Raw genomic sequence first — 19,614 nt, 5'->3', positions numbered from 1 at the left:
GCTCAAACCCCGGTCGCCGGGATGCCGGTGCGTTCGACCTTGCGCGGCGCGGAAATTTCCTTCCACGTCGACAGCGCCCGGTTGACCGCCGCATTCGGCTCGCGGGCGACGAACTCGCCATGACCAGGCTTGGCCTTGACCTCGGCCTCCTGGATCGACAGTTCGCCACGCGAAAACACGAAGCGCGGCAGGCCGGTCACCTCGAACCCCTCGAAGACATTGTAGTCGATGACCGACTGCTGCTTCTTCGAGGAAATCCTCTTCTTGGCGCTGGGATCCCAGACGACGATGTCGGCGTCGGCGCCTTCGACGATTGCGCCCTTTTTCGGATACATGTTGAGGATCTTGGCGATGTTGGTCGAGGTCACCGCGACGAACTCGTTCATCGTCAGCCGGCCGGTGTTGACACCGGTGGTCCACAGCACCGGCATGCGGTCTTCAAGCCCGCCGGTGCCGTTCGGGATCTTGGTGAAATCGCCGACGCCGTTGCGCTTCTGCTTGGTGGTGAAGGCGCAATGGTCGGTCGCCACCACCTGCAGCGATCCGGCCTGCAGGCCGGCCCACAGCGAATCCTGATGCAGTTTGTTGCGGAAGGGCGGGCTCATCACGCGGCGCGCCGCATGGTCCCAGTCCTTGTCGAAATACTCGCTCTCGTCCAGCGTCAGATGCTGGATCAGCGGCTCGCCGAACACGCGCATGCCCTTCTGGCGCGCCCGGCGGATGGCCTCATGCGCCTGCTCGCAGGAGACATGCACGACATAGAGCGGCACGCCGGCCATGTCGGCGATCATGATCGCGCGGTTGGTCGCTTCGCCTTCGACTTCCGGCGGCCGCGAATAGGCATGGCCCTCGGGACCGTTGTTGCCTGCGGCGAGCAGCTTCTGCGAGAGTGCCGCAACCACGTCGCCATTCTCGGCATGCACCAGCGGCAGCGCGCCAAGGTCGGCGCAGCGCTGGAACGACGCATACATCTCATCGTCGTCGACCATCAGCGCGCCCTTGTAGGCCATGAAGTGCTTGAACGAGGTGATGCCCCTGTCGACGACATCAGCCATTTCGTCGAACACTTGCTTGCCCCACCAGGTGATCGCCATGTGGAAGGAATAGTCGCACGACGCCTTGGAGGTCTTGTTGTCCCACATCTGCAAGGCTTCGAGCAGCGACTGCTTCGGCGCCGGCAGGCAGAAATCGACCACCATGGTGGTGCCGCCGGCCAAGGCGGCGCGCGTGCCGGATTCGAAATCATCGGCCGAATAGGTGCCCATGAACGGCATTTCGAGATGCGTGTGCGGGTCGATGCCGCCCGGCATGACGTAGCAGCCGGTGGCATCGAACTCGTGGTCGCCATGCAGGTCCGAGCCGATGGCGACGATCTTGCCGTGGCTGAACAGCACATCGGCCTTCCACGTGCGGTCGGCGGTGACGACGGTGCCGTTCTTGATGACTTTGGTCATTTTTCTTGTTCCCTTGTTCTCATCGCGCTTCTTTGCGAGCGTCTTGGCAGTATTTCAGATCGGTTCAGGGCTGAAGCCCGGCCTCTACATGACTCCAACTTCCCTCAATATCTCCTCGATGCAACCATCGAAAGAGTTCGCCAGATCTCCGGTCGAAAACCGCAACACACGATAGCCCTGTCGGAAAAACCATGCGTCGCGTATCCGATCCTTCTCCATCTGCTCCGGTGTGAAGTGATGCTCTCCATCCACTTCGATAACGAGGTTCTTCCCATGCAGAACAAAGTCAGCAACGTAAGGGCCGATGGGTGCCTGCTTTCTGGCGTGTAAACCGTATAGGCGACGGAACTCCTTCAAGTCGGACCAGAGCTTACGCTCGCCTTCCGTCATGTTCCGACGCAAAACCCTGGCACGTTTGATAACAGCAGGATCAGTTCCGGTCGGTGCCAAGAGTACCCCCACCCTCAATCCCTCCCCACAAGGGGGAGGGAGGCTTGGCGTCGCGCTATCACAGCTGAACCCTTCAAAGCTTTCGCCATAGGCGCCGGCACTACTGATCCCCCTCCCCCTTGTGGGGAGGGGTTAGGGGTGGGGGTACAGCGCCGACAGTTCACCCGACGATCTCCGCCGTCTCCACCACTGCGTGGAACAAAACGTCGGCGCCGGCGCTGGCCCATTCCTTGGTGATCTCCTCGGCCTCGTTGTGGCTGAGGCCGTCGACGCAGGGGCACATCACCATTGCGGTCGGAGCGACGCGGTTGATCCAGCAGGCGTCATGGCCGGCGCCGGAAACGATGTTGCGGTGGGAATAGCCGAGGCGTTCGGCGGCATCCCGGATCGCCTTGACGCAGCCGGCATCGAAGGTGACCGGATCGAAATGGCCGACCTGCTCGATTCTGTACTGGATGTCGAGCGCTTCGCAGATCGTGTCGATGCCTTCGCGGATGCGGCCGTCCATGGCGTCCAGCACTTCCTTCTCCGGCGAACGGATGTCGATGGTGAAGACGGTGCGTCCGGCGATGATGTTGCGCGAATTGGGGTAGATCTCCATGTGGCCGACGGCGCCGACGGCATCCGGCTGGTAGTCCATGGCGATCTCGTGCACCAGCTCGATCACGCGAGCCATGCCGAGCCCGGCATTGCGGCGCTTCGGCATTGGTGTCGAGCCGGTATGCGCCTCCTTGCCGGTCAGCGTCACCTGCAGCCATTTCAGGCCCTGGCCGTGGGTGACGACACCGATGTCGATGCCCTCGTCCTCGAGGATCGGTCCTTGCTCGATATGCAGTTCGAAGAAGGCGTGGATCTTGCGGTCACCGACCTTCTCGGTGCCCTTCCAGCCGATGCGTTCGAGCTCCTCGCCGAATTTTTTCCCCTGCTTGTCGGTGTGCTCGTAGACATCGGCCTGGTCGAGCACACCGGCGAACACGCCGGACGCCATCATCGCCGGCGCGAAGCGCGCGCCCTCCTCGTTCGTCCAGTTGGTGACGACGATCGGGTGTTTGGTCTTGATGCCGAGATCATTAAGCGAGCGCACCACTTCAAGCCCGCCCAGCACGCCGAGCACGCCGTCATATTTGCCGCCGGTCGGCTGCGTATCGAGATGGCTGCCGACATAGACCGGCGGCAGGCTGGGATCGGTGCCTTCTCGGCGGGCAAACATCGTGCCCATTTCGTCGACACCCATTTCGAGCCCGGCCGCATCGCACCAGCGCTTGAACAGATGCCGGCCCTCGCCATCCTCATCGGTCACGGTCTGGCGATTGTTGCCGCCGGCAATGCCGGGACCGATCTTCGCCATTTCCATGATGGAATCCCACAAACGGTCTGAATTGATTCGCAGATTCTCGCCGGGTGCGGCCATGCTTTAAAACCTCATCGATTGTGCAGCGCCTGCGTCCCCCTCCCCCTCGAGGGGAGGGTGGCCGCGAAGCGGTCGGGTGGGGTCGCCGAACATGCGCTCGACCTTCTCCTTGACCACCCGCGCGACATGCCACGCGCTGTTTATGACATCGGGCTCGTCAACGCGAAAGACATCGAACCCGAGTGAGCGCAGATAGGCCTCACGAACGGCATCGTGCCGTTTACCCCTCTCGTGTTCGTGCAGATCACCGTCGACCTCAACGATCAGCTTCACCGCGAGGCAAGCGAAATCGACGATATAGGGCCCGATCGGGCACTGGCGGCGAAACTTGATGCCCGCCGACTTCAGCTCCCGCAGTTCATACCACAGCAGGGATTCGCCCTTGGTCGCGTGAACTCGAAGCGCGCGCGCCTTCTGGCGCATTTCGAAACTCACGCGGGTACGGGGCATCAGGAGCGACCTCGCAGCAAAAGATCAGGTCGGCGCACTGCCGCACCGACCCCACCCGACCGCTTCGCGGCCACCCTCCCCTCGAGGGGGAGGGATATCCGCGTCCAGTTCTTCAATCGATCGCCCTCAGCACTTCGCGCACATGGTCGATCAATTCGTTGATCTGGCCCTTGGTGATGATCAGCGGCGGCGACAGCGCGATGATGTCGCCGGTGGTCCGGATCAGCGCGCCGCGCTCGAACGCCTTGACGAAGGCGGAGAAGGCCCGTTTGGTCGGCTGGCCGGCGATCGGCGCCAGCTCGATCGCACCGATCAGGCCGATGTTCCTGATGTCGATGACGTTCGGCTCGCCCTTCAGCGAATGCAGTGCGTCTTCCCAGTACGGCGCCAGCTCCTCGCCGCGGGTGAGCAGGCCCTCTTCCTTGTAGGTGTCGAGCGTGCCGAGCGCCGCCGCACAGGCGATCGGATTGCCCGAATAGGTATAACCGTGGAAGAACTCGATCATGTGCTCGGGGCCGGTCATGAAGGCGTCGTGGATTTCCTTCTTCACGAACACCGCTCCCATAGGGATGACGCCGTTGGAGACGCCCTTGGCTGTGGTCATGATGTCAGGCGTGACGCCGAAATAATCGGCGGCGAACGGCGTGCCGAGACGACCGAAACCGGTGATGACCTCGTCGAAGATCAACAGGATGCCGTGCTTGGTGCAGATTTCGCGCAGCTTCTGCAGATAGCCCTTCGGCGGCAGGATGACGCCGGTGGAGCCGGCGACCGGCTCGACGATGACGGCGGCGATGGTCGAGGCGTCATGCAGGGCGACGATGCGCTCCAGCTCGTTGGCGAGTTCCGCGCCATGCTCCGGCACGCCCTTGGTGAAGGCGTTCTTTTCCGGCAGATGCGTGTGCGGCATATGGTCGACGCCGCCGAGCAGCGTGCCGAACATCTTCCGGTTGGTGACGATGCCGCCGACCGAGATGCCGCCGAAATTGACGCCGTGATAGCCGCGCTCGCGGCCGATCAGCCGGGTGCGCGAGCCCTCGCCCCTAGCGCGGTGATAGGCAATCGCCATCTTGAGCGCGGTTTCGACCGATTCCGAACCGGAATTGGTAAAGAAGACATGATCCATGCCTTTGGGCGCGAGGTCGACCAGGCGGTTGGCCAGTTCGAAGACGATCGGATGGCCCATCTGGAAGGCGGGCGCATAGTCGAGTTCGGCGGCCTGGTGCTGGATCGCCTCGGTGATCTTCGGCCGGCAATGGCCGGCATTCACGCACCAGAGACCAGCGGTACCGTCGAGAACCTTGCGGCCGTCGCTGGTTGTGTAATGCATGTCCTTTGCGGACACCATCATGCGCGGCGCCTGCTTGAACTGCCGGTTTGCCGTGAACGGCATCCAGAATGCGCTGAGATCGTTCGGCGTGACTTTCAGCCGGTTGGACATGACCAAGACTTCCCCTTGTAACCTGTTTCGGTGCGCCCAACGCTTGGTCTTTGCCGCGTTTTCATGCTACGCAAATTTTTGACCGATTGGACAAACGTTAGCACCGCCCTGTCGGCGGTCAAGGGATTACTAGCGGAAATGCGGCACCTGAAGTGCGTTCCACAGGCTAGGGAAAAACTGGTCCAGAGAATTGGTCCAGATGACCCTCAACACGAGGGCTTGCAACGGTGACCACCGGAACGGACACGCCTCGCCGGACCCGCATCCAGCAGGAAAAGCGGGAACTCATCCTGGAGGCGGCGCTCGAGGTGTTCTCCACCAACGGTTTTCGTGGGTCGACCATCGACCAGATCGCCGAAGCCGCCGGCATGTCGAAGCCGAACCTGCTCTACTATTTCCGCCGCAAGGAAGACATCCACGAGACGCTGATGCAGCGCCTGCTCGACACCTGGCTGGCGCCGCTGCGCGAACTAGACGACATTGGCGATCCCTTGACCGAATTGCGCAGCTATATCAGGCGCAAGCTGGAAATGGCGCGCGATTTCCCGCGCGAGAGCCGGCTGTTCGCCAACGAAATCCTCCAAGGCGCACCGCGCATCATGCCGCTGCTGACCGGGGAGTTGAAAACGCTGGTCGACGAGAAGGCCGTCGTCATCAAGGGCTGGATGCGCGCCGGCAAGATCGCCCGCACCGACCCCTGGCACCTGATCTTCTCGATCTGGGCGACGACGCAGCACTATGCTGATTTCGATGTCCAGGTCCGCGCCGTGCTCGGGCCGAACCGTGGCGGCGACGGCCGCTTCGAGGACGCTGCAAGGTTCCTGGAGCAATTATTCCTCGACGGGCTGAAGCCGAAAAGCTGACGCTTCAGGCGCTGCGCCGCTCGGCCGGCAGCGCGTCCAGCAATGTCTGCAGCTTGGCGACGGAGTTCTGCTCGGCAAGCGGCGTGTAGACGATCAGCTTCATATCGGAGCCGTCACTGATCGACAGGCTCATATGCTCGAATGTCATCGCCCCCGCGCTCGGGTGCCGGACATGCTTCACTCCCGACAGCCGGTGCGCGACGTCGCGCTGCGGCCACCAGGCGCGAAACTCGGGACTCGAGCGCGTCATCAACTCGATCAGCCGCTCAAAATCCGGATCGCCGACATACCGGGCGCTCGCCGCCCGGAACGAGGCCAGCACGGTGCGCGCCAATTCCTCCCAATCGACCAGCAGGCGCCGGTGGTGCGGATTGGTGAACACCATGTGGACGATGTTGCGGGCGTCACCCTCCAGCAGGCCATAATCACCGAACACCGCGACGGCCGCCGGGTTCCAGGCCAGCACGTCCCAGCGTCGCCCGACCACATAGGCCGGCTGCAGAACCAGGCTTTGCAGCATATGCAGCAACGGGCCGTCGACCTTTTCCGGCGCCACGGCACGACGTTCCGGCTGCTGGCGGTCGGCCAGGATGAACAAATGCTGTTTTTCGGCGGCGTCGAGGCGCAACGCCTCGGCGAGCGCGGTCAGCACCTCGACCGAGGGCCGGACCTCCCGCCCCTGCTCCAGCCACGTGTACCAGGTCGTGCCGACGCCGGCGATCATCGCCACCTCCTCACGGCGCAGCCCGGGCGTGCGCCGCCTCAGGCCGGTGGCGATGCCTATGGCCGAGGGCGTCAGCCTTTCGCGGCGCGAGCGCAGGAAAGCACCGAGCTCGCGCCGGCGACTGTCTTCAGCGGAGTGTGTGGGGGCCGGTCGGGGTTGGGACTCCATGCGCTTATTATAGCAGTATTGATACCAGGATAAAGTTTGAACTGTTTGGCTCACGCCAACTGTCCCATCTTCCACCCAGAGCAACAGAACGGAGGCTCTGAACATGGACCTGAAAGACAAGACAATCCTCATCACGGGCTCGACCGACGGCGTTGGCCGCGTCGTCGCGCAACGGCTCGGCGCCGCGGGTGCCCGTGTCCTTGTACACGGCCGCGATGCAACGCGCGGCAAGGCTGTTGTCACTGAGATCGAAGCCGCCGGCGGCAAGGCCGAGCTTGTGGTCGCCGACCTCTCTTCTCTGGCCGAGGTTCGCCGCCTCGCCGAGGCGGTGCGTGCCAAGACGGACCGGCTCGACATCCTCATCAACAACGCCGGCATCGGAACGGCGGGCCAAGGCGCCAAACGCCAAGTCAGCGCTGATGGCTACGAACTGCGCTTCGCGGTCAATTATCTCGCCGGTTTCCTGCTGACATCGGAGCTTCTGCCGTTGCTGAAGGCCAGTGCTCCGGCGCGCATTGTCAATGTCGCCTCGGCGGGGCAGCAGGCGATCGATTTTAGCGATGTCATGCTGACCCGCAGTTACGACGGCGTGCGCGCCTACTGCCAAAGCAAGCTGGCGCAGATACTGTTCACTGTCGACCTCGCGGAGCAGCGCCGGCGTCACCGTCAACGCACTGCATCCGGCGAGCTACATGAACACCACCATGGTCCGGCAGGCAGGCGTGACGCCATGGAGTTCGGTCGAAACCGGCGCCGACGCCATCCTCAACCTCGCGACATCACCCGCGCTCGACGGGAAAAGCGGCCTCTATTTCGACGGCCTGCGGGAATCCCGCGCTGATGACCAAGCCTACGACGCCAGCGCGAGACAACAGTTGCGAAGTTTGAGCCAGGACCTCGTCGGCCTGGCTTCCCCCACATCGAAGGAACAGCGTTCATGATCACGACAATCCAACACACCGTCGTCATCGGCGGCTCGTCCGGCATCGGCCTGGCGACGGCACGAAAACTGCTTGGTCCCGGGATGAAGGTGACCATCACCGGGCGCAACGAGGAGAAGCTGAAGAACGCGTGGAAAAGCCTTGACGGCGCTGCCGACAAGGCCGCTTTCGATGCCGCGAAGCCGGACGAGGCCAGCGGGTTCTTCGAGCGCCTCGGCCCTTTCGACCATCTGGTGCTGGCCGCCAGCGGCGGCAAGGGCCTTGGCCCCTTCCCGACGCTTGACCTGAGCGACATCGGCAGCGGCGTCGACGAGAAAGTCCGCCCGCAGCTGTTCTGCCTGCAGGCCGCCTTGCCAACCTTGAACAGAAGCGGATCGGTGACCTTCATCTCGGCTGTATCGGCCCAGCTCGCAACTCCCGGCGTCTCCGGCATCGCCGCCATCAACGGCATGCTGTTGACCGTGGTGCCGATCCTGGCGGTGGAACTGAAGCCACTGCGCGTCAATGTCGTGGCGCCCGGCGTCATCGACACGCCCTGGTGGGATTTCCTGGCCGAGGAGCAGAGGCAGGCGCTGTTTGCCGATTATGCCGGCAAGACGCCGGTTGGCCGCGTCGGCCGCGCCGAGGACGTCGCCGACGCAATCGCGTTTCTCGTCTCCAACGGCTTCATGACCGGCCAGGTCCTGACCTGCGACGGCGGCCTGCGATTTGCGGCGTAGCGATCGTCCGCCGCGGAAATGCTTTCACCCTCAATTGGACTTCGTTGGACCGCGCTGCATGTTTTTCTCGCCCATGGAGCTGTCGCCGGCCGGTCTTGCGGCATCTGAAGCGGGCTTATCCGGAACATAGGAATAGTCAGGCGTGTCGGCTCCATACATCTTGTTGTCGATCGCCTCTTGCCAGCTGTAGTCCGCGTCGGACGGTGAAATGTTGGCGGACCCATGGCGGGAGGAGCGGGAATGAAGCCAACTCGGTGTGATCTCTCGAACCAGTTGTGCAAAGCGTCCCATCGAACCGTTCCTTTCCTTGCCCTTTCCAGATGCGCGATCGCGGATGCGTCGGCTGGACCTAAAGTTGGCCTCTCAGCCAGGCGAGCGTCTCGGCAACGCCGGCAAGCCCGTACCGCGCGGCGGTATGCGCTGGTGGCTTCACCCGTATCGATATTCCGCCGGCATCATTGATGGCTTCAAAGCCGTTTTCGTCCGAGGTGTCGTCGCCCAGGAAGACCGGGCGGCGGCCTCTGAATGGCGCGATATCCATGAAGCGCCGGATCGCGGCGCCCTTGGCTGCCTCGAGCGGCAGCAACTCCACACCGGCATTGCCGGCAACCACCCGGTAGCCCTTTGGCAGGACGGCCAGCGCTTGCTCGACAAGCTGCGTGGCGCGGGGGAGCAGGTGCGGGGCGGCGCGCGTGTGGATGGCCAGCACCCGGCCTTTGCGCTCGATATAGACCTGCCCGCGACCGAACTCGGCCTCGATCTCGTCGGCAAGGGCGGCAATATCCGCCGGCTCGTCCGCGATTTCGACGTCGTCGTCCGGCAGGAGCCTGTGTTCCAGGCCATAAAGCCCGGCCGCGCGCAACTTCAAAGGCTGAAACAGATGGTCCACGGCCGCAACGGAGCGGCCGGTGATGAAGGCCAATGCCCCGTCCAACTTGTGATCCAGGCCTTGCAGCAAAGAGCGAAGCTCGGCGCTGACCGAAACGGCGTCCGGATGTTCGGCATGCTCCAGCAGGGTGCCATCGATGTCGAGGAACAGCGCCCACTCGCCGGTCAGCAAGGGCTGCGGCTTTTGCAGGGTCTCGCTCGCAGCCTTTTGCAGGATATCGCTCATGATAGTGCCACCCGTTTGCGCTCGAACATGGGAACGACATTGTCGATACCTTGCGGACGGTCGCCAACACCGGTCACCCGGTCGAGATCACCGCGCTTGCGCAAGCGCGCCGCGTCCAGAAGCATGCTGCCCGCCCAGCGATAGACGTTGTTGTTGCGGATGGTCTCGCGCATGGGCCGCATACGTTCGCGCTGTTCTTCTGAAGTCATGGTCAGCGCCTGCAGCAGCGCTTCGCTCATCATGGCGGCGTCGTAGGGATTGACGATCAGCGCCTCCAGCAATTCGCGCGAAGCACCGGCGAATGTGCTGAGCATCAAAACGCCCTGTTCGTCGTCTCGCGCCGCGACGAATTCCTTTGCGACCAGGTTCATGCCGTCATGCAGGCTTGTGACCATGCATATGTCGGCGGCCCGGTAGATTTCGTAGACCTGTTCCTGAGAGTGATGTTGGGCCACCATGATCACCGGTCTGTAGCCCTCGCTGCCATAACGCTGGTTGAGTTCTTCGGCATAACGGTGGCATTCGTCATGGAGCAGCCTGTAGGCAGGGAGCGTGCCGCGGCTGGGCGCCGCGACCTGCAGGAAAACCAGTTTTCCGATCCATTCAGGGTATCGCTTGAACAATTCGTCCAGCGCGTGAAACCGATCGAGAATGCCCTTGGTGTAGTCGAGACGCTCGACCCCGACGGCCAGCTTCACATCCGCTTTCAGTCCGAACCTATTCCGCAGGCGGGCGCGGCAGTCATCGACATCGGGCAATCTTGCCAGAAGGTCCGCCGGCCATTCTATCGAGATGGGATAGGCGTGCACCAGCGTCGTCTGCCCACCATAGGAGATGGCCGCATCCGCCCGTTCGATGCGGCTTTCCAGGAAGCGATCGACGCTTTCGGTGAAATTGTTGGCGTGGAACTGGGTGTGGAAACCGATGATCGAGCTGCCGAGCAGTCCCTCAAGGATGCGCTCACGCCACGGGCAGATGCTGTACACCTCCGAGTTCGGCCATGGGATATGCCAGAAGGTGATGACGATCGCCTCGGGCAGGCGCTCGCGGATCATCCGCGGCAGCAGCGCGAAGTGATAATCCTGGACCAGCACGATCGGCCGCTCGTTGCGCGCTTCGGCGACTATCGTGTCGGCGAACTTCCGGTTGACGGCTTCATAGGCTTCCCAGTCCGAGGCGCGAAAAATCGGCCGGGTGAAGGCGATGTGGCAAAGCGGCCAGAGACCCTCATTGGCGAAGCCGAGATAGTAGCTCTGATATTCTTCCTCCGTCAGCCAGACCCGGCGCAGCGTGTAGGACGGATTGCCCGGCGGCACCTGCACGCGATCGTTGTCGTCGACCATCATACGGTCTGCCGTTCCACCGCCATAGGCAATCCAGGTGCCGCCACAGGCGCGGGTAATCGGCTCGAGCGCAGACACCAGCCCGCTGGCCGGCACCAGCAATTCGACGCCATCATTATTGATGTTGTGGATATAGGGTTCGCGGTTGGACACCACGATAACCTGCGCCCCCGGCAGGTCGTCGGCCAGGATCTTGCGCAATGTTTCGGGCGACCATGTCACCAGCGCCGCGTCGGCCGATTGGCCATTCTTTTCGAACTCCCGTATCACCTTGCGCGCCGCTTCCGCGGCCACGTCCTCGCCGGCCGGATGTACGACCGCCGGAGGGTGACTGCGACGCTGCCGCGATATGGAGAAGAAAACGGCAAGAGCGGAAAGACCGAGGCTCGCAAGGATCAGAACCCAGAGCAGGTCCGCACCGTAATTTGTCATTGGAATATCAACTCACCTCCGGCCGTTCGGCGGCCGTTTTGTTCGTGTTTCCGATTTGAAACTATCCACCGGCGATAAGGTCGCCGTCCGGACCTACATTTTTGCAACGCACAAGGCCGGGATCGGTTCCGCCCAATCTGGTTCATGTTCTAACGATGAGCGGCACCAGCCCTTCATGGCGGTCGGCGAGGAAAGCGACGACCCGGTCGCCGACGCGCTGGAAGGTGAGATCGACCACTTTTTCGCCGACGCCCAGATGGCGAAGCGTGAGCATGTCGATGCCGATCGGCAGCCTGGGACGGGTAACGCGGATTTCGCCATCCCAGCCGTCGATCTCCAGGCCAAGGCAGGCCTGCATCAGCATGAAGGCGGAGCCAGCCGACCACGCTTGCGGCAGGCAGGCTACCGGATAGGCGATCGGTGCTTCGCCCGGCGCTCGGGTAAAGCCGCAGAACAGTTCGGGCAGCCGCATGTTGAAATGGACCGCGGACTCGAACGTGCCGCTCATCAGGCGGACCACGCTTTCACGCTCGCCATAGCGCGCCAGGCCGGCACCGCACATGGCGGTGTCATGCGGCCAGATCGAGCCATTGTGATACGACATCGGGTTGAAGAACACCGCATCGTCGGCAAGCGTCCTCAGCCCCCAGCCGGAGTGGAAGGAGGCGGAAAGAAGCTGATCGGTGACCATCCGCGCCCGCCCCGGTTCGGGCAGTCCGACAAGGAGGAGATGGCCCACATTCGAGGTCCGCACCTTGCAGGGCTCCCCGGCACCGTCGATCGCCAGGGCATAGAAGCCGAGATCGTCGAGCCAGAAATCGCGTTCCACCGCGACCCGCATGGCCTCGGCGCGGCCCTCCCAGTGATCGGCCCTGTCGTCCTCGCCGCGGCGACGGGCAAGTGCGGCCAGCCCCCGGAAGGCGGCAAAGACATAGCCTTGCACCTCGACCAGCGCGATCGGGCCCTTGGGAATGCGGCCATCGGCGTGGAAGACGGAATCGAAACTGTCCTTCCATCCCTGGTTGGCGAGGCCGGACTCGGCGGCCCGCTGGTAGGTGACGAAGCCGGTCTCGCGGCCCGCCTCCTCCGTCCATTCGGCCGCGGCGCACAGCGACGGCCACAGGCTGTCGATGAACGCCATGTCACCGGTACGATCGGCATAGGCGCAGGCGAGATGGATGTAGAGCGGCGTCGTGTCGACACCGCCATAATAGCGGCCGAAAGGAAGCTCGCGCAGCGCCGCCATCTCGCCCTTGCGCGTCTCGTGCATGATCTTGCCCGGCTGCGAATCGCTGAACGGCGACGTCTCCGTCGCCTGGTGTTGGGCAAGGAAGGCCAGCACGCCCCGCGCCAGGCCTGGATTGAGCCACAGCATCTGCAGCGCCGAGATGACGCCGTCACGGCCGAACGCCGTCGAGAACCAGGGGATGCCGGCATAGGGATAGGGTCCGGTCGAAAGCTCCGTGGTCAGCAGCGCGACATCGGCGCGGGCGCGCTCCACCCAATCGTTGAAGACGCGGCCCGAACTGTGCACCGTCGCGCCATGGCGGCGCTTGGCCCGCATGCCAAAGCGCGCCCGGGCGGCGGCGGCGCGGAAACGGTCGCGGTCGGGCGCATCCGCCATCTCGGGACCGACCTCGACATAAAGCACCTTGCGGCTGCGCTTGGTTACGGCAACCAGGAAATCGGCACGGTCGGCCGTCAACTGGTCCGGCGCCTGCGAGAACGATACCGCCGATACGCGCACCAGCCCATCCAACCCGTCGTAGCGCAGCAGAACGGATGTCGCATCCATCTCGGCCACATGGGCCATTCCGCGCCTCGGCCGTGTCGAGCCGCGCACTTCGAACATGTCGCGGAAATCGGCGGCAAAGTGCAGGGAAACGCCGATTGTCGAGGTCTCCCGGCTGTAGTTGGAAAGGGTGATGCGCTCGAACAGCCTGTCTTGCCAAAGCAGCCTGACGCGTTCGATATGAATCGCGCCCTGCGGAATGTCGCGGCCGCTGACGCTCTGCATCGGCAGATTGGTCAGATTGGCGGTGAACAGCACATTGTCCTGGCTGAGCGAGGCGCCAAGCAGCGATGTCTGCCTGCCGCCGACGGTCAGCCGGAATTCGGAGAGCACGCGTGTATCGTCGCGGAAGAAACCGTCACCGGCGCCGCGTATGTCACCAAAGGCATCGGCAACCGCAAAGCAGTCGCCCTGCTTGAGCGCGAACAGCCGGTGCGGCTCGCGAGGAGCGGTCGCGTCGAGCGAAGCAAGCGCTACGGCGGGATCGAGCTGGCGCTCATCGAGTTGGGCCATTCGTCACAAATCCCCTCTTGTTTCGTTGTCGTCGCCCGAACACATCGTTGCTCACGATGCCTTCGCCTCAACCGGGACACCGATCAGGCGCGTATAAGCGGCGAGATAATCGCCGGCCATTCTTTTGGCGGAAAACCGCTTTTCGAAAACGGCCCTCACCTTTCGCCTGTCGAGCCGCAGCAAGTCCGGCACCGCGGCGACGGCGTCGTCCATCGATCCGGCGATAAAACCGGTTACGCCCTGATCGATGATCTCGGGCAGCGCGCCGCAATTCCAGGCGATCACCGGCGTGCCACAGGCCATGGCCTCGATGGCGGCCAGACCGAACGGCTCCGGCCAGTCGATCGGGAACAGCAGGCCGGCCGCCTTGCCGAGAAACTCCGCCTTCTGGTCCTCTTCGATCTCGCCGACATAGACGATGCGATCGCCGTCGATCAAAGGCTCGACCATCTTGTGGAAATAGGAACGATCGTCGTCGCCGATCTTTGCCGCAAGCTTCAGTTTCAATCCCGAGCGCAAGGCGATCTCGATGGCGCGGTCCGGGCGCTTGTCGCGTGAAAACCGGCCCAGGAAGCAAAGATAGGGTTCCTCCGCCGTCGTCTCGAAACTCGGCTCGTAAATGTTGGTCGGCAGTCCATGATGGACCGTCGCTAGCCAGTTGGCGCTGGCAAGGCCCGCCTTCTGGCTGCGCGAAATGGAAATCATCGGAAAGCGCGGAAAATGCGCATAAGCCGGCGCCAGATCGACATAATCCAGCCTGCCATGCGGAGTCGTTACCGTCCGCTCCGCTATGTCCTCGAAGAAGGAAAAGTGCAGGAAGTGGCTGAGGTGGAAGTGGATGACGTCGAACTCCCGCTCCCGTTTCCGCACCTCGGCAAGCATCGAAAGATGCGCCGCGATCTCGGATTTGAAAGGACGCGGATCGAGGCGAAGCGCGCGCTCCCGGCCAGCCACCAGCTTCGCGGAGGTCTGGCTGTCGCCGCTGGCAAACAGCGTCACCTCATGGCCCAAATCGACAAGCGCTTCGGTGAGATACGAGACGATGCGCTCGGTGCCACCATAGAGTCTGGGCGGCACCGATTCATAGAGCGGCGCTACATGGGCAATTTTCATATTTCATCCCGGGATGCTCGGCATACAGGGGCGAAATGCGTCAACCGCTCGATTGGTTCCGTTTTAATGATCGATGCCGTCGGCGCTACAGTGCCGCAGTCGGCATGGAACTGCGGCTAAAACGACTGCGCGATCAGCGACAGGAAACCGCCGCTCAGCGCGACATTGCCGACGAAGCCGTTGATGCGCGACGCCCGGTCGGCGCCCTGATGGTCCCAGAAATTGTGGAACATCGGCGTGGCGACGATGAGGAACACCAGCAGTACCGCTGCCGCGATTGCCGTCCACAAGCCGGCGATCACCAGCACGCCGGCGCCGACCTGAAGCACGATGCCGAGCCATAGCGCCGGCCGCGCCTGCGGCACGCCGCGCGCGGCCATCAACTGGGTCAGGAACGCCGCATTCTGAATGTTGCGCAAGCCGGCGAAAACGAAGGCGCCGCCGAGCAGCAGGCGGCCGAGGAACAATAAGGTCGAAGGCAAATCGGCAGGCATCGAACTCTCCCCTTGAAGAAACAATTGGAGCGCCGCCGATCGACGGCGCTCCAAAACTGGATCAGGACGATCAGGCGGCCTTGGCCGCCGGCATCGGATGAAGTGCCTGGAACGGGACGCACAGCCGGTTCCAGGTGTTGATCATGCCGAGCGCGACGGACAGCTTGACCAACTCCTCCTCCGAGAAGTGCTCGAGCGTCCGTGCATAGAGTTCGTCCGACACGCCGCTGTTGGAGATCAGGGTGACCGCCTCGGTCCAGGCCAAGGCAGCGCGTTCGCGCTCGGAAAACAGCGGCGATTCCTTCCACGCCGAAACCAGATAGAGCCGCTGCTCGGTCTCGCCGTCGCGCCTCGCCTCGCGGCTGTGCATCTCGACGCAATACGAACAGCCGTTGATCTGAGACGCCCGCAATTTGATCAGGTGCAGCAGGCTTTCCTCGAGCCCGCATTCGTCCACCGCCTTGTTGAGCGCCGACACCGCCTTCATGATCTCCGGCGCCTTGGCGAAGAATTGCAGCCTCTGTTTCATCTTGATGTCCTTTATGCTTGCTTGGTTGAACTGGATTTCTGCGGCCGCTGATGGCGCGCCACGAAGGCGCAGCCGGCTGCCACCGAACGCGGATCGGCATCGGTCATGTATTCCGAAACGATGTCGGACAGCTTTGCTTCGGCGAGTGCGGCGCGATAGGCCTTTTCGGCCTTCAGCATCGCGGCGTTGATGCCGCAGGGTTTGACATAGGCGGATGCGTCGAGCCTGACCGGACCATTGCGGCGGATCTCGCCACAACGGAACGCCGGCTCGCGCCCTTCGACGGCCAGCACGATATCGAGCAGCGTTATACGCTCGGCCGGCCGCGCCAGCCGGTAGCCGCCGGCCGGGCCCGAGACCGATTCCAGGATGCGCGCCGCGCTCAGCATATTGAGATGCTTCAGGAGATAGCTCGGCGACAGGCCGAAGGCTTCCGCCATGGCGGAGGCCGCCATGGTGCTGTCGCCCTCGACACCGGCCAGCATGGCGGCGCAGTGGATGGCTGCTTCAACGCCCTCGCCCAGCTTCATTGGGTGGATCTCCTAATCATGGACATATATTATCGTGGATATTTTTTATCTGCAATGGGAAAATGGAGAAACTCCTGCTTTCGAAACGACAATGTGCATGAGGCTTTGTGATACTGCGGGAACGACTGATGCGCAGATTATCTCAGGGGTTGTGCTGCCCCTTTGTCGCGACCATACAAAATCGCCCCGTGCGGACACACGGGGCGATCGCGCTAAATCGGCAATGACAAAAACTACTCCGCCGCCACCTTGGCCATCGGGTTGTTCGGGTGCGTCGTCCAATTGGCGTAGATCGGTGAGACCGGCTTGCCGGTGCGCTGGTCCATCACGCCGACGGCCAGCGGCTCCATGGTGATGCAGTTCTCGACCGGGCAGACATTGACGCACAGGTTGCAGCCGACGCATTCGGCCTCGATCACCTCGAAATGCCTGACGCCGTCGACCATGCTGGTGATTGCCTGGTGCGAGGTGTCCTCGCAGGCGATGTGGCAGCGGCCGCATTTGATGCAGGCGTCCTGGTCGATACGCGCCTTGGCGACGTAGTTGAGGTTGAGATACTGCCAGTCGGTGACATTGGGCGTGGCGCGGCCGACGATGTCGTCGAGCGTGGCATGGCCCTTCTCGTCCATCCAGTTTTCCAGGCCGGCGATCATCTCCTGCACGATCTTGAAGCCATAGGTCATCGCCGCCGTGCACACCTGCACATTGCCAGCGCCGAGCGCCATGAATTCGGCCGCGTCGCGCCACGTGGTGATGCCGCCGATGCCGGAGATCGGCAGGCCGTGCGTTTCAGGATCGCGCGCGATTTCGGCCACCATGTTCATGGCGATCGGCTTCACCGCCGGACCGCAATAGCCGCCATGCGAGCCCTTGCCGTCGATGGTCGGCTGCGGCGCGAAACTGTCGAGGTCGACGCCGGTGATCGAGTTGATGGTGTTGATCAGCGAAACCGCGTCGGTGCCGCCGGCGTGTGCCGCCCGCGCGGGCTTGCGCACATCGGTGATGTTGGGCGTCAGCTTGGTGATGACGGGCATGCGGGTGTTCTGCTTGCACCAGCGAACCACCATTTCGATGTATTCCGGCACTTGCCCGACGGCGGCACCCATGCCGCGTTCCGACATGCCGTGCGGGCAGCCGAAATTGAGCTCGATGCCGTCAGCCTCGGTCTCCTCGACCACTGGCAGGATCGCCTTCCAGGCTTCCTCGACGCAGGGCACCATCAGCGAGACGACGATTGCGCGGTCGGGCCAGTCCTTCTTGACCTGCTTGATCTCGCGCAGATTGACCTGCAGGTCGCGGTCGGTGATCAGCTCGATGTTGTTGAGGCCGAGCAGGCGGCGGTCGGCGCCCCAGATCGCGCCGTAGCGCGGACCATTGACGTTGACCACCGGCGGGCCTTCCTCGCCCAGCGTCTTCCACACGACGCCGCCCCAGCCGGCCTTGAAGGCGCGGATGACGTTGTAGGCCTTGTCGGTCGGCGGCGCCGAGGCCAGCCAAAACGGATTGGGCGATTTGATGCCGACGAAATTGTTGCGGATATCCGCCATGCTCATGCCCTCCCGTTCGAGGTCAGTGCCCGATTGATGCTCTCCGCCGCGTCGCGGCCTTGCGCGACCGCCGAGACGGTGAGGTCGTCGCCACCGAAGATGCAGTCGCCGCCGGCCCAGACCCTGGCCAGCGAAGTGCGCCCTTCCGCATCGACCTTGATGCGGCCGGCCTCGAGGTCGATCGACGCACCGCTGCCGTTGAGTGCGGCCGGCACAAAGCTCTGGCCGATGGCCTTGAACACCTGGTCGGCAACGAGCGTCAGCCTCTCGCCGGTGCCGGCAAGCTTGTCACCGTTCAGGGCGGTGTATTCGAGTTCGACGCCCGACACCTTGCCGCCTTCGACAATGACCCGCTTCGGCTGCAGCCAGTGGCGGATGGTGACGCCGTTGGCGGCGGCCAGATCCTGCTCGAACTCGGAAGCGTTCATATGCTCCTGGCCGCGCCGGTAGCAGATCGTCACCTCCTCGGCGCCAAGCAGCTTCGACTGCACGGCGGCGTCGATCGCCGTCATGCCGCCGCCGATGACGACGACGCGCCGGCCAACCGGCAGGCCGGAAAGGTCACTCGCCTGGCGCAGCTCGGCAATGAACTCGACCGCATTGACGACGCCGTCGGCGTCCTCGCCATCGGCGCGCAGCGCGTTGACGCCGCCAAGTCCCATGCCGAGAAACACCGCGTCGTAGTTCCGGATCAGGTCGGAGAGCTGATAGTCGCGGCCGAGCGCCTTGCCGTTCTGGATGTCGATGCCTCCGATGGCGGTCACGTAGTCGACTTCGGCCTGGGCGAAATCGTCGACGCTCTTGTAGGCGGCGATGCCATATTCGTTGAGGCCGCCGGCCTTCGGGCGCGCCTCCAGGATGGTCACGTCATGGCCATGGCGTGCGAGCCGATGCCCGGCGGCAAGGCCTGCCGGCCCGGCGCCGACCACGGCGACTGTCTTCCCGGTCGGCTCGGCGCGCGTATAAAACTGCTTGTTCTCGCCCATGGCGACGTCGGTGGCATAGCGCTGCAGGCGGCCAATCTGCACCGGCTTGCCTTCGGCCACCTCGCGTACGCAAACTTCTTCGCACAGCGTTTCGGTCGGACAGACGCGGGCGCACATGCCGCCCAGAATGTTCTGGTCGAAGATCGTCTTGGCCGAACCGATCGGATTGCCGGTCGAGATCTGGCGGATGAACAGCGGAATATCGATCGAGGTGGGGCATGCATTCATGCACGGCGCGTCGTAGCAGAAATAGCAGCGGTCGGATTCGACCAGCGCCTCATGGTGATCCAGCGGCGGGTGCAGGTCGGAAAAATTGTCCGCGTACTGGTCGGCCGAGAGCCTGCCGCCTGCTATGCCTTCTTTGAACTGGCCTTCTGGCATTCTCAGTTCCCCGTGTTTTTCATTTTGGGAAAGGCTAGCACGTTTTATTTTTTTATCAATTGGTCAATTTTCGCCGCAAGCTGTTGAAAAGGCTCGACATAACATGATTATTTTACTCATGTTATGTCGACTGCGATAGCGTTTGCAGCAAGTCCACGGCTATGGATAGATCTGACCTCGTCCGCAACCGGGAACGCTTGGCATGCGGAGACATTGTTG

Annotated in this window: 18 protein-coding genes and 1 pseudogene; 3 read left to right on the top strand and 16 right to left on the bottom strand. The window is 63.1% G+C overall.

From position 1 onward, the window contains the following. Window positions 1-2: 2 nt before the first annotated feature. The 5 genes from hydA to aptA form a co-directional block, all read right to left on the bottom strand. Window positions 3-1,454, bottom strand: coding sequence for a dihydropyrimidinase (gene hydA / locus NKH02_RS24065; RefSeq protein WP_352865463.1), 1,452 nt, complete (start codon window positions 1,452-1,454; stop codon window positions 3-5). 84 nt (window positions 1,455-1,538) lie between these two features. Beyond that, window positions 1,539-1,904, bottom strand: coding sequence for an endonuclease domain-containing protein (locus NKH02_RS24060; protein WP_352882025.1), 366 nt, complete (start codon window positions 1,902-1,904; stop codon window positions 1,539-1,541). Window positions 1,905-2,064: 160 nt separating this feature from the next. Next, on the bottom strand, window positions 2,065-3,315 hold the full coding sequence (locus NKH02_RS24055) for a Zn-dependent hydrolase (RefSeq protein ID WP_352882023.1): 1,251 nt from the start codon (window positions 3,313-3,315) through the stop codon (window positions 2,065-2,067). A gap of 3 nt (window positions 3,316-3,318) precedes the next feature. Continuing rightward, complete coding sequence (locus NKH02_RS24050; protein WP_352882021.1) at window positions 3,319-3,765, bottom strand: endonuclease domain-containing protein; 447 nt, start codon at window positions 3,763-3,765, stop codon at window positions 3,319-3,321. A 112-nt stretch (window positions 3,766-3,877) separates the two neighbouring features. Continuing rightward, window positions 3,878-5,206: an omega-aminotransferase AptA gene (gene aptA / locus NKH02_RS24045; RefSeq protein ID WP_023756951.1), complete on the bottom strand. Its 1,329-nt coding sequence runs from the start codon at window positions 5,204-5,206 to the stop codon at window positions 3,878-3,880. A 227-nt stretch (window positions 5,207-5,433) separates the two neighbouring features. On the opposite strand from aptA, the gene NKH02_RS24040 reads away from it, so the two are divergent. Next, entirely contained in the window at window positions 5,434-6,069 is a 636-nt protein-coding gene (locus NKH02_RS24040) for a TetR family transcriptional regulator C-terminal domain-containing protein (protein ID WP_352882019.1), read from the top strand. A gap of 4 nt (window positions 6,070-6,073) precedes the next feature. Here NKH02_RS24040 and NKH02_RS24035 read toward each other — a convergent pair whose 3' ends face one another. Next, complete coding sequence (locus NKH02_RS24035) at window positions 6,074-6,961, bottom strand: helix-turn-helix transcriptional regulator (protein WP_352882016.1); 888 nt, start codon at window positions 6,959-6,961, stop codon at window positions 6,074-6,076. Window positions 6,962-7,064: 103 nt separating this feature from the next. On the opposite strand from NKH02_RS24035, the pseudogene NKH02_RS24030 reads away from it, so the two are divergent. Both NKH02_RS24030 and NKH02_RS24025 read left to right on the top strand, forming a co-directional pair. Continuing rightward, window positions 7,065-7,902: pseudogene (locus tag NKH02_RS24030) on the top strand (SDR family NAD(P)-dependent oxidoreductase). Then, entirely contained in the window at window positions 7,899-8,621 is a 723-nt protein-coding gene (locus NKH02_RS24025; protein ID WP_352882014.1) for an SDR family oxidoreductase, read from the top strand. Before NKH02_RS24030 ends, NKH02_RS24025 begins: the two are co-directional and overlap by 4 nt. A gap of 30 nt (window positions 8,622-8,651) precedes the next feature. Here the strand turns inward: NKH02_RS24025 and NKH02_RS24020 are convergent, their stop codons facing one another. From NKH02_RS24020 to NKH02_RS23975, 10 genes are all read right to left on the bottom strand, one after another. Further along, a complete protein-coding gene (locus NKH02_RS24020; protein WP_352865483.1) occupies window positions 8,652-8,912 on the bottom strand; it encodes a hypothetical protein in 261 nt (86 codons plus the stop codon). A 58-nt stretch (window positions 8,913-8,970) separates the two neighbouring features. Next, entirely contained in the window at window positions 8,971-9,735 is a 765-nt protein-coding gene (gene otsB, locus NKH02_RS24015) for a trehalose-phosphatase (RefSeq protein WP_352882012.1), read from the bottom strand. Continuing rightward, the gene (locus tag NKH02_RS24010) at window positions 9,732-11,510 is read right to left on the bottom strand and encodes an alpha,alpha-trehalose-phosphate synthase (UDP-forming) (protein WP_352882010.1); all 1,779 of its coding nucleotides are present in this window, start codon (window positions 11,508-11,510) and stop codon (window positions 9,732-9,734) included. The genes otsB and NKH02_RS24010 overlap by 4 nt, the downstream gene beginning before the upstream one ends. Window positions 11,511-11,652: 142 nt before the next feature. Next, window positions 11,653-13,815 (bottom strand): amylo-alpha-1,6-glucosidase, encoded by a 2,163-nt coding sequence (locus NKH02_RS24005; protein WP_352882008.1) that lies wholly within the window; start codon window positions 13,813-13,815, stop codon window positions 11,653-11,655. Window positions 13,816-13,866: 51 nt separating this feature from the next. After that, window positions 13,867-14,928, bottom strand: a complete 1,062-nt coding sequence (locus tag NKH02_RS24000; protein ID WP_352882006.1) for a glycosyltransferase family 4 protein — start codon at window positions 14,926-14,928, stop codon at window positions 13,867-13,869. A 116-nt stretch (window positions 14,929-15,044) separates the two neighbouring features. Further along, window positions 15,045-15,422: a DoxX family protein gene (locus NKH02_RS23995; protein WP_352882004.1), complete on the bottom strand. Its 378-nt coding sequence runs from the start codon at window positions 15,420-15,422 to the stop codon at window positions 15,045-15,047. Between the two features lie 70 nt (window positions 15,423-15,492). After that, the gene (locus NKH02_RS23990) at window positions 15,493-15,951 is read right to left on the bottom strand and encodes a carboxymuconolactone decarboxylase family protein (RefSeq protein WP_352865497.1); all 459 of its coding nucleotides are present in this window, start codon (window positions 15,949-15,951) and stop codon (window positions 15,493-15,495) included. An 11-nt stretch (window positions 15,952-15,962) separates the two neighbouring features. Next, window positions 15,963-16,481, bottom strand: a complete 519-nt coding sequence (locus tag NKH02_RS23985) for an RrF2 family transcriptional regulator (protein ID WP_352882002.1) — start codon at window positions 16,479-16,481, stop codon at window positions 15,963-15,965. A gap of 233 nt (window positions 16,482-16,714) precedes the next feature. Continuing rightward, a complete protein-coding gene (preA, locus tag NKH02_RS23980) occupies window positions 16,715-18,028 on the bottom strand; it encodes an NAD-dependent dihydropyrimidine dehydrogenase subunit PreA (RefSeq protein WP_352865502.1) in 1,314 nt (437 codons plus the stop codon). A 2-nt stretch (window positions 18,029-18,030) separates the two neighbouring features. Further along, a complete protein-coding gene (locus NKH02_RS23975; RefSeq protein ID WP_352882000.1) occupies window positions 18,031-19,395 on the bottom strand; it encodes an NAD(P)-dependent oxidoreductase in 1,365 nt (454 codons plus the stop codon). Window positions 19,396-19,614 lie beyond the last annotated feature (219 nt).

Origin of the sequence: Mesorhizobium sp. M1396 (assembly GCF_040317725.1) — a bacterium.
Taxonomy (GTDB): domain Bacteria; phylum Pseudomonadota; class Alphaproteobacteria; order Rhizobiales; family Rhizobiaceae; genus Mesorhizobium.
This window is presented reverse-complemented; position numbering and strand designations above follow the sequence as displayed.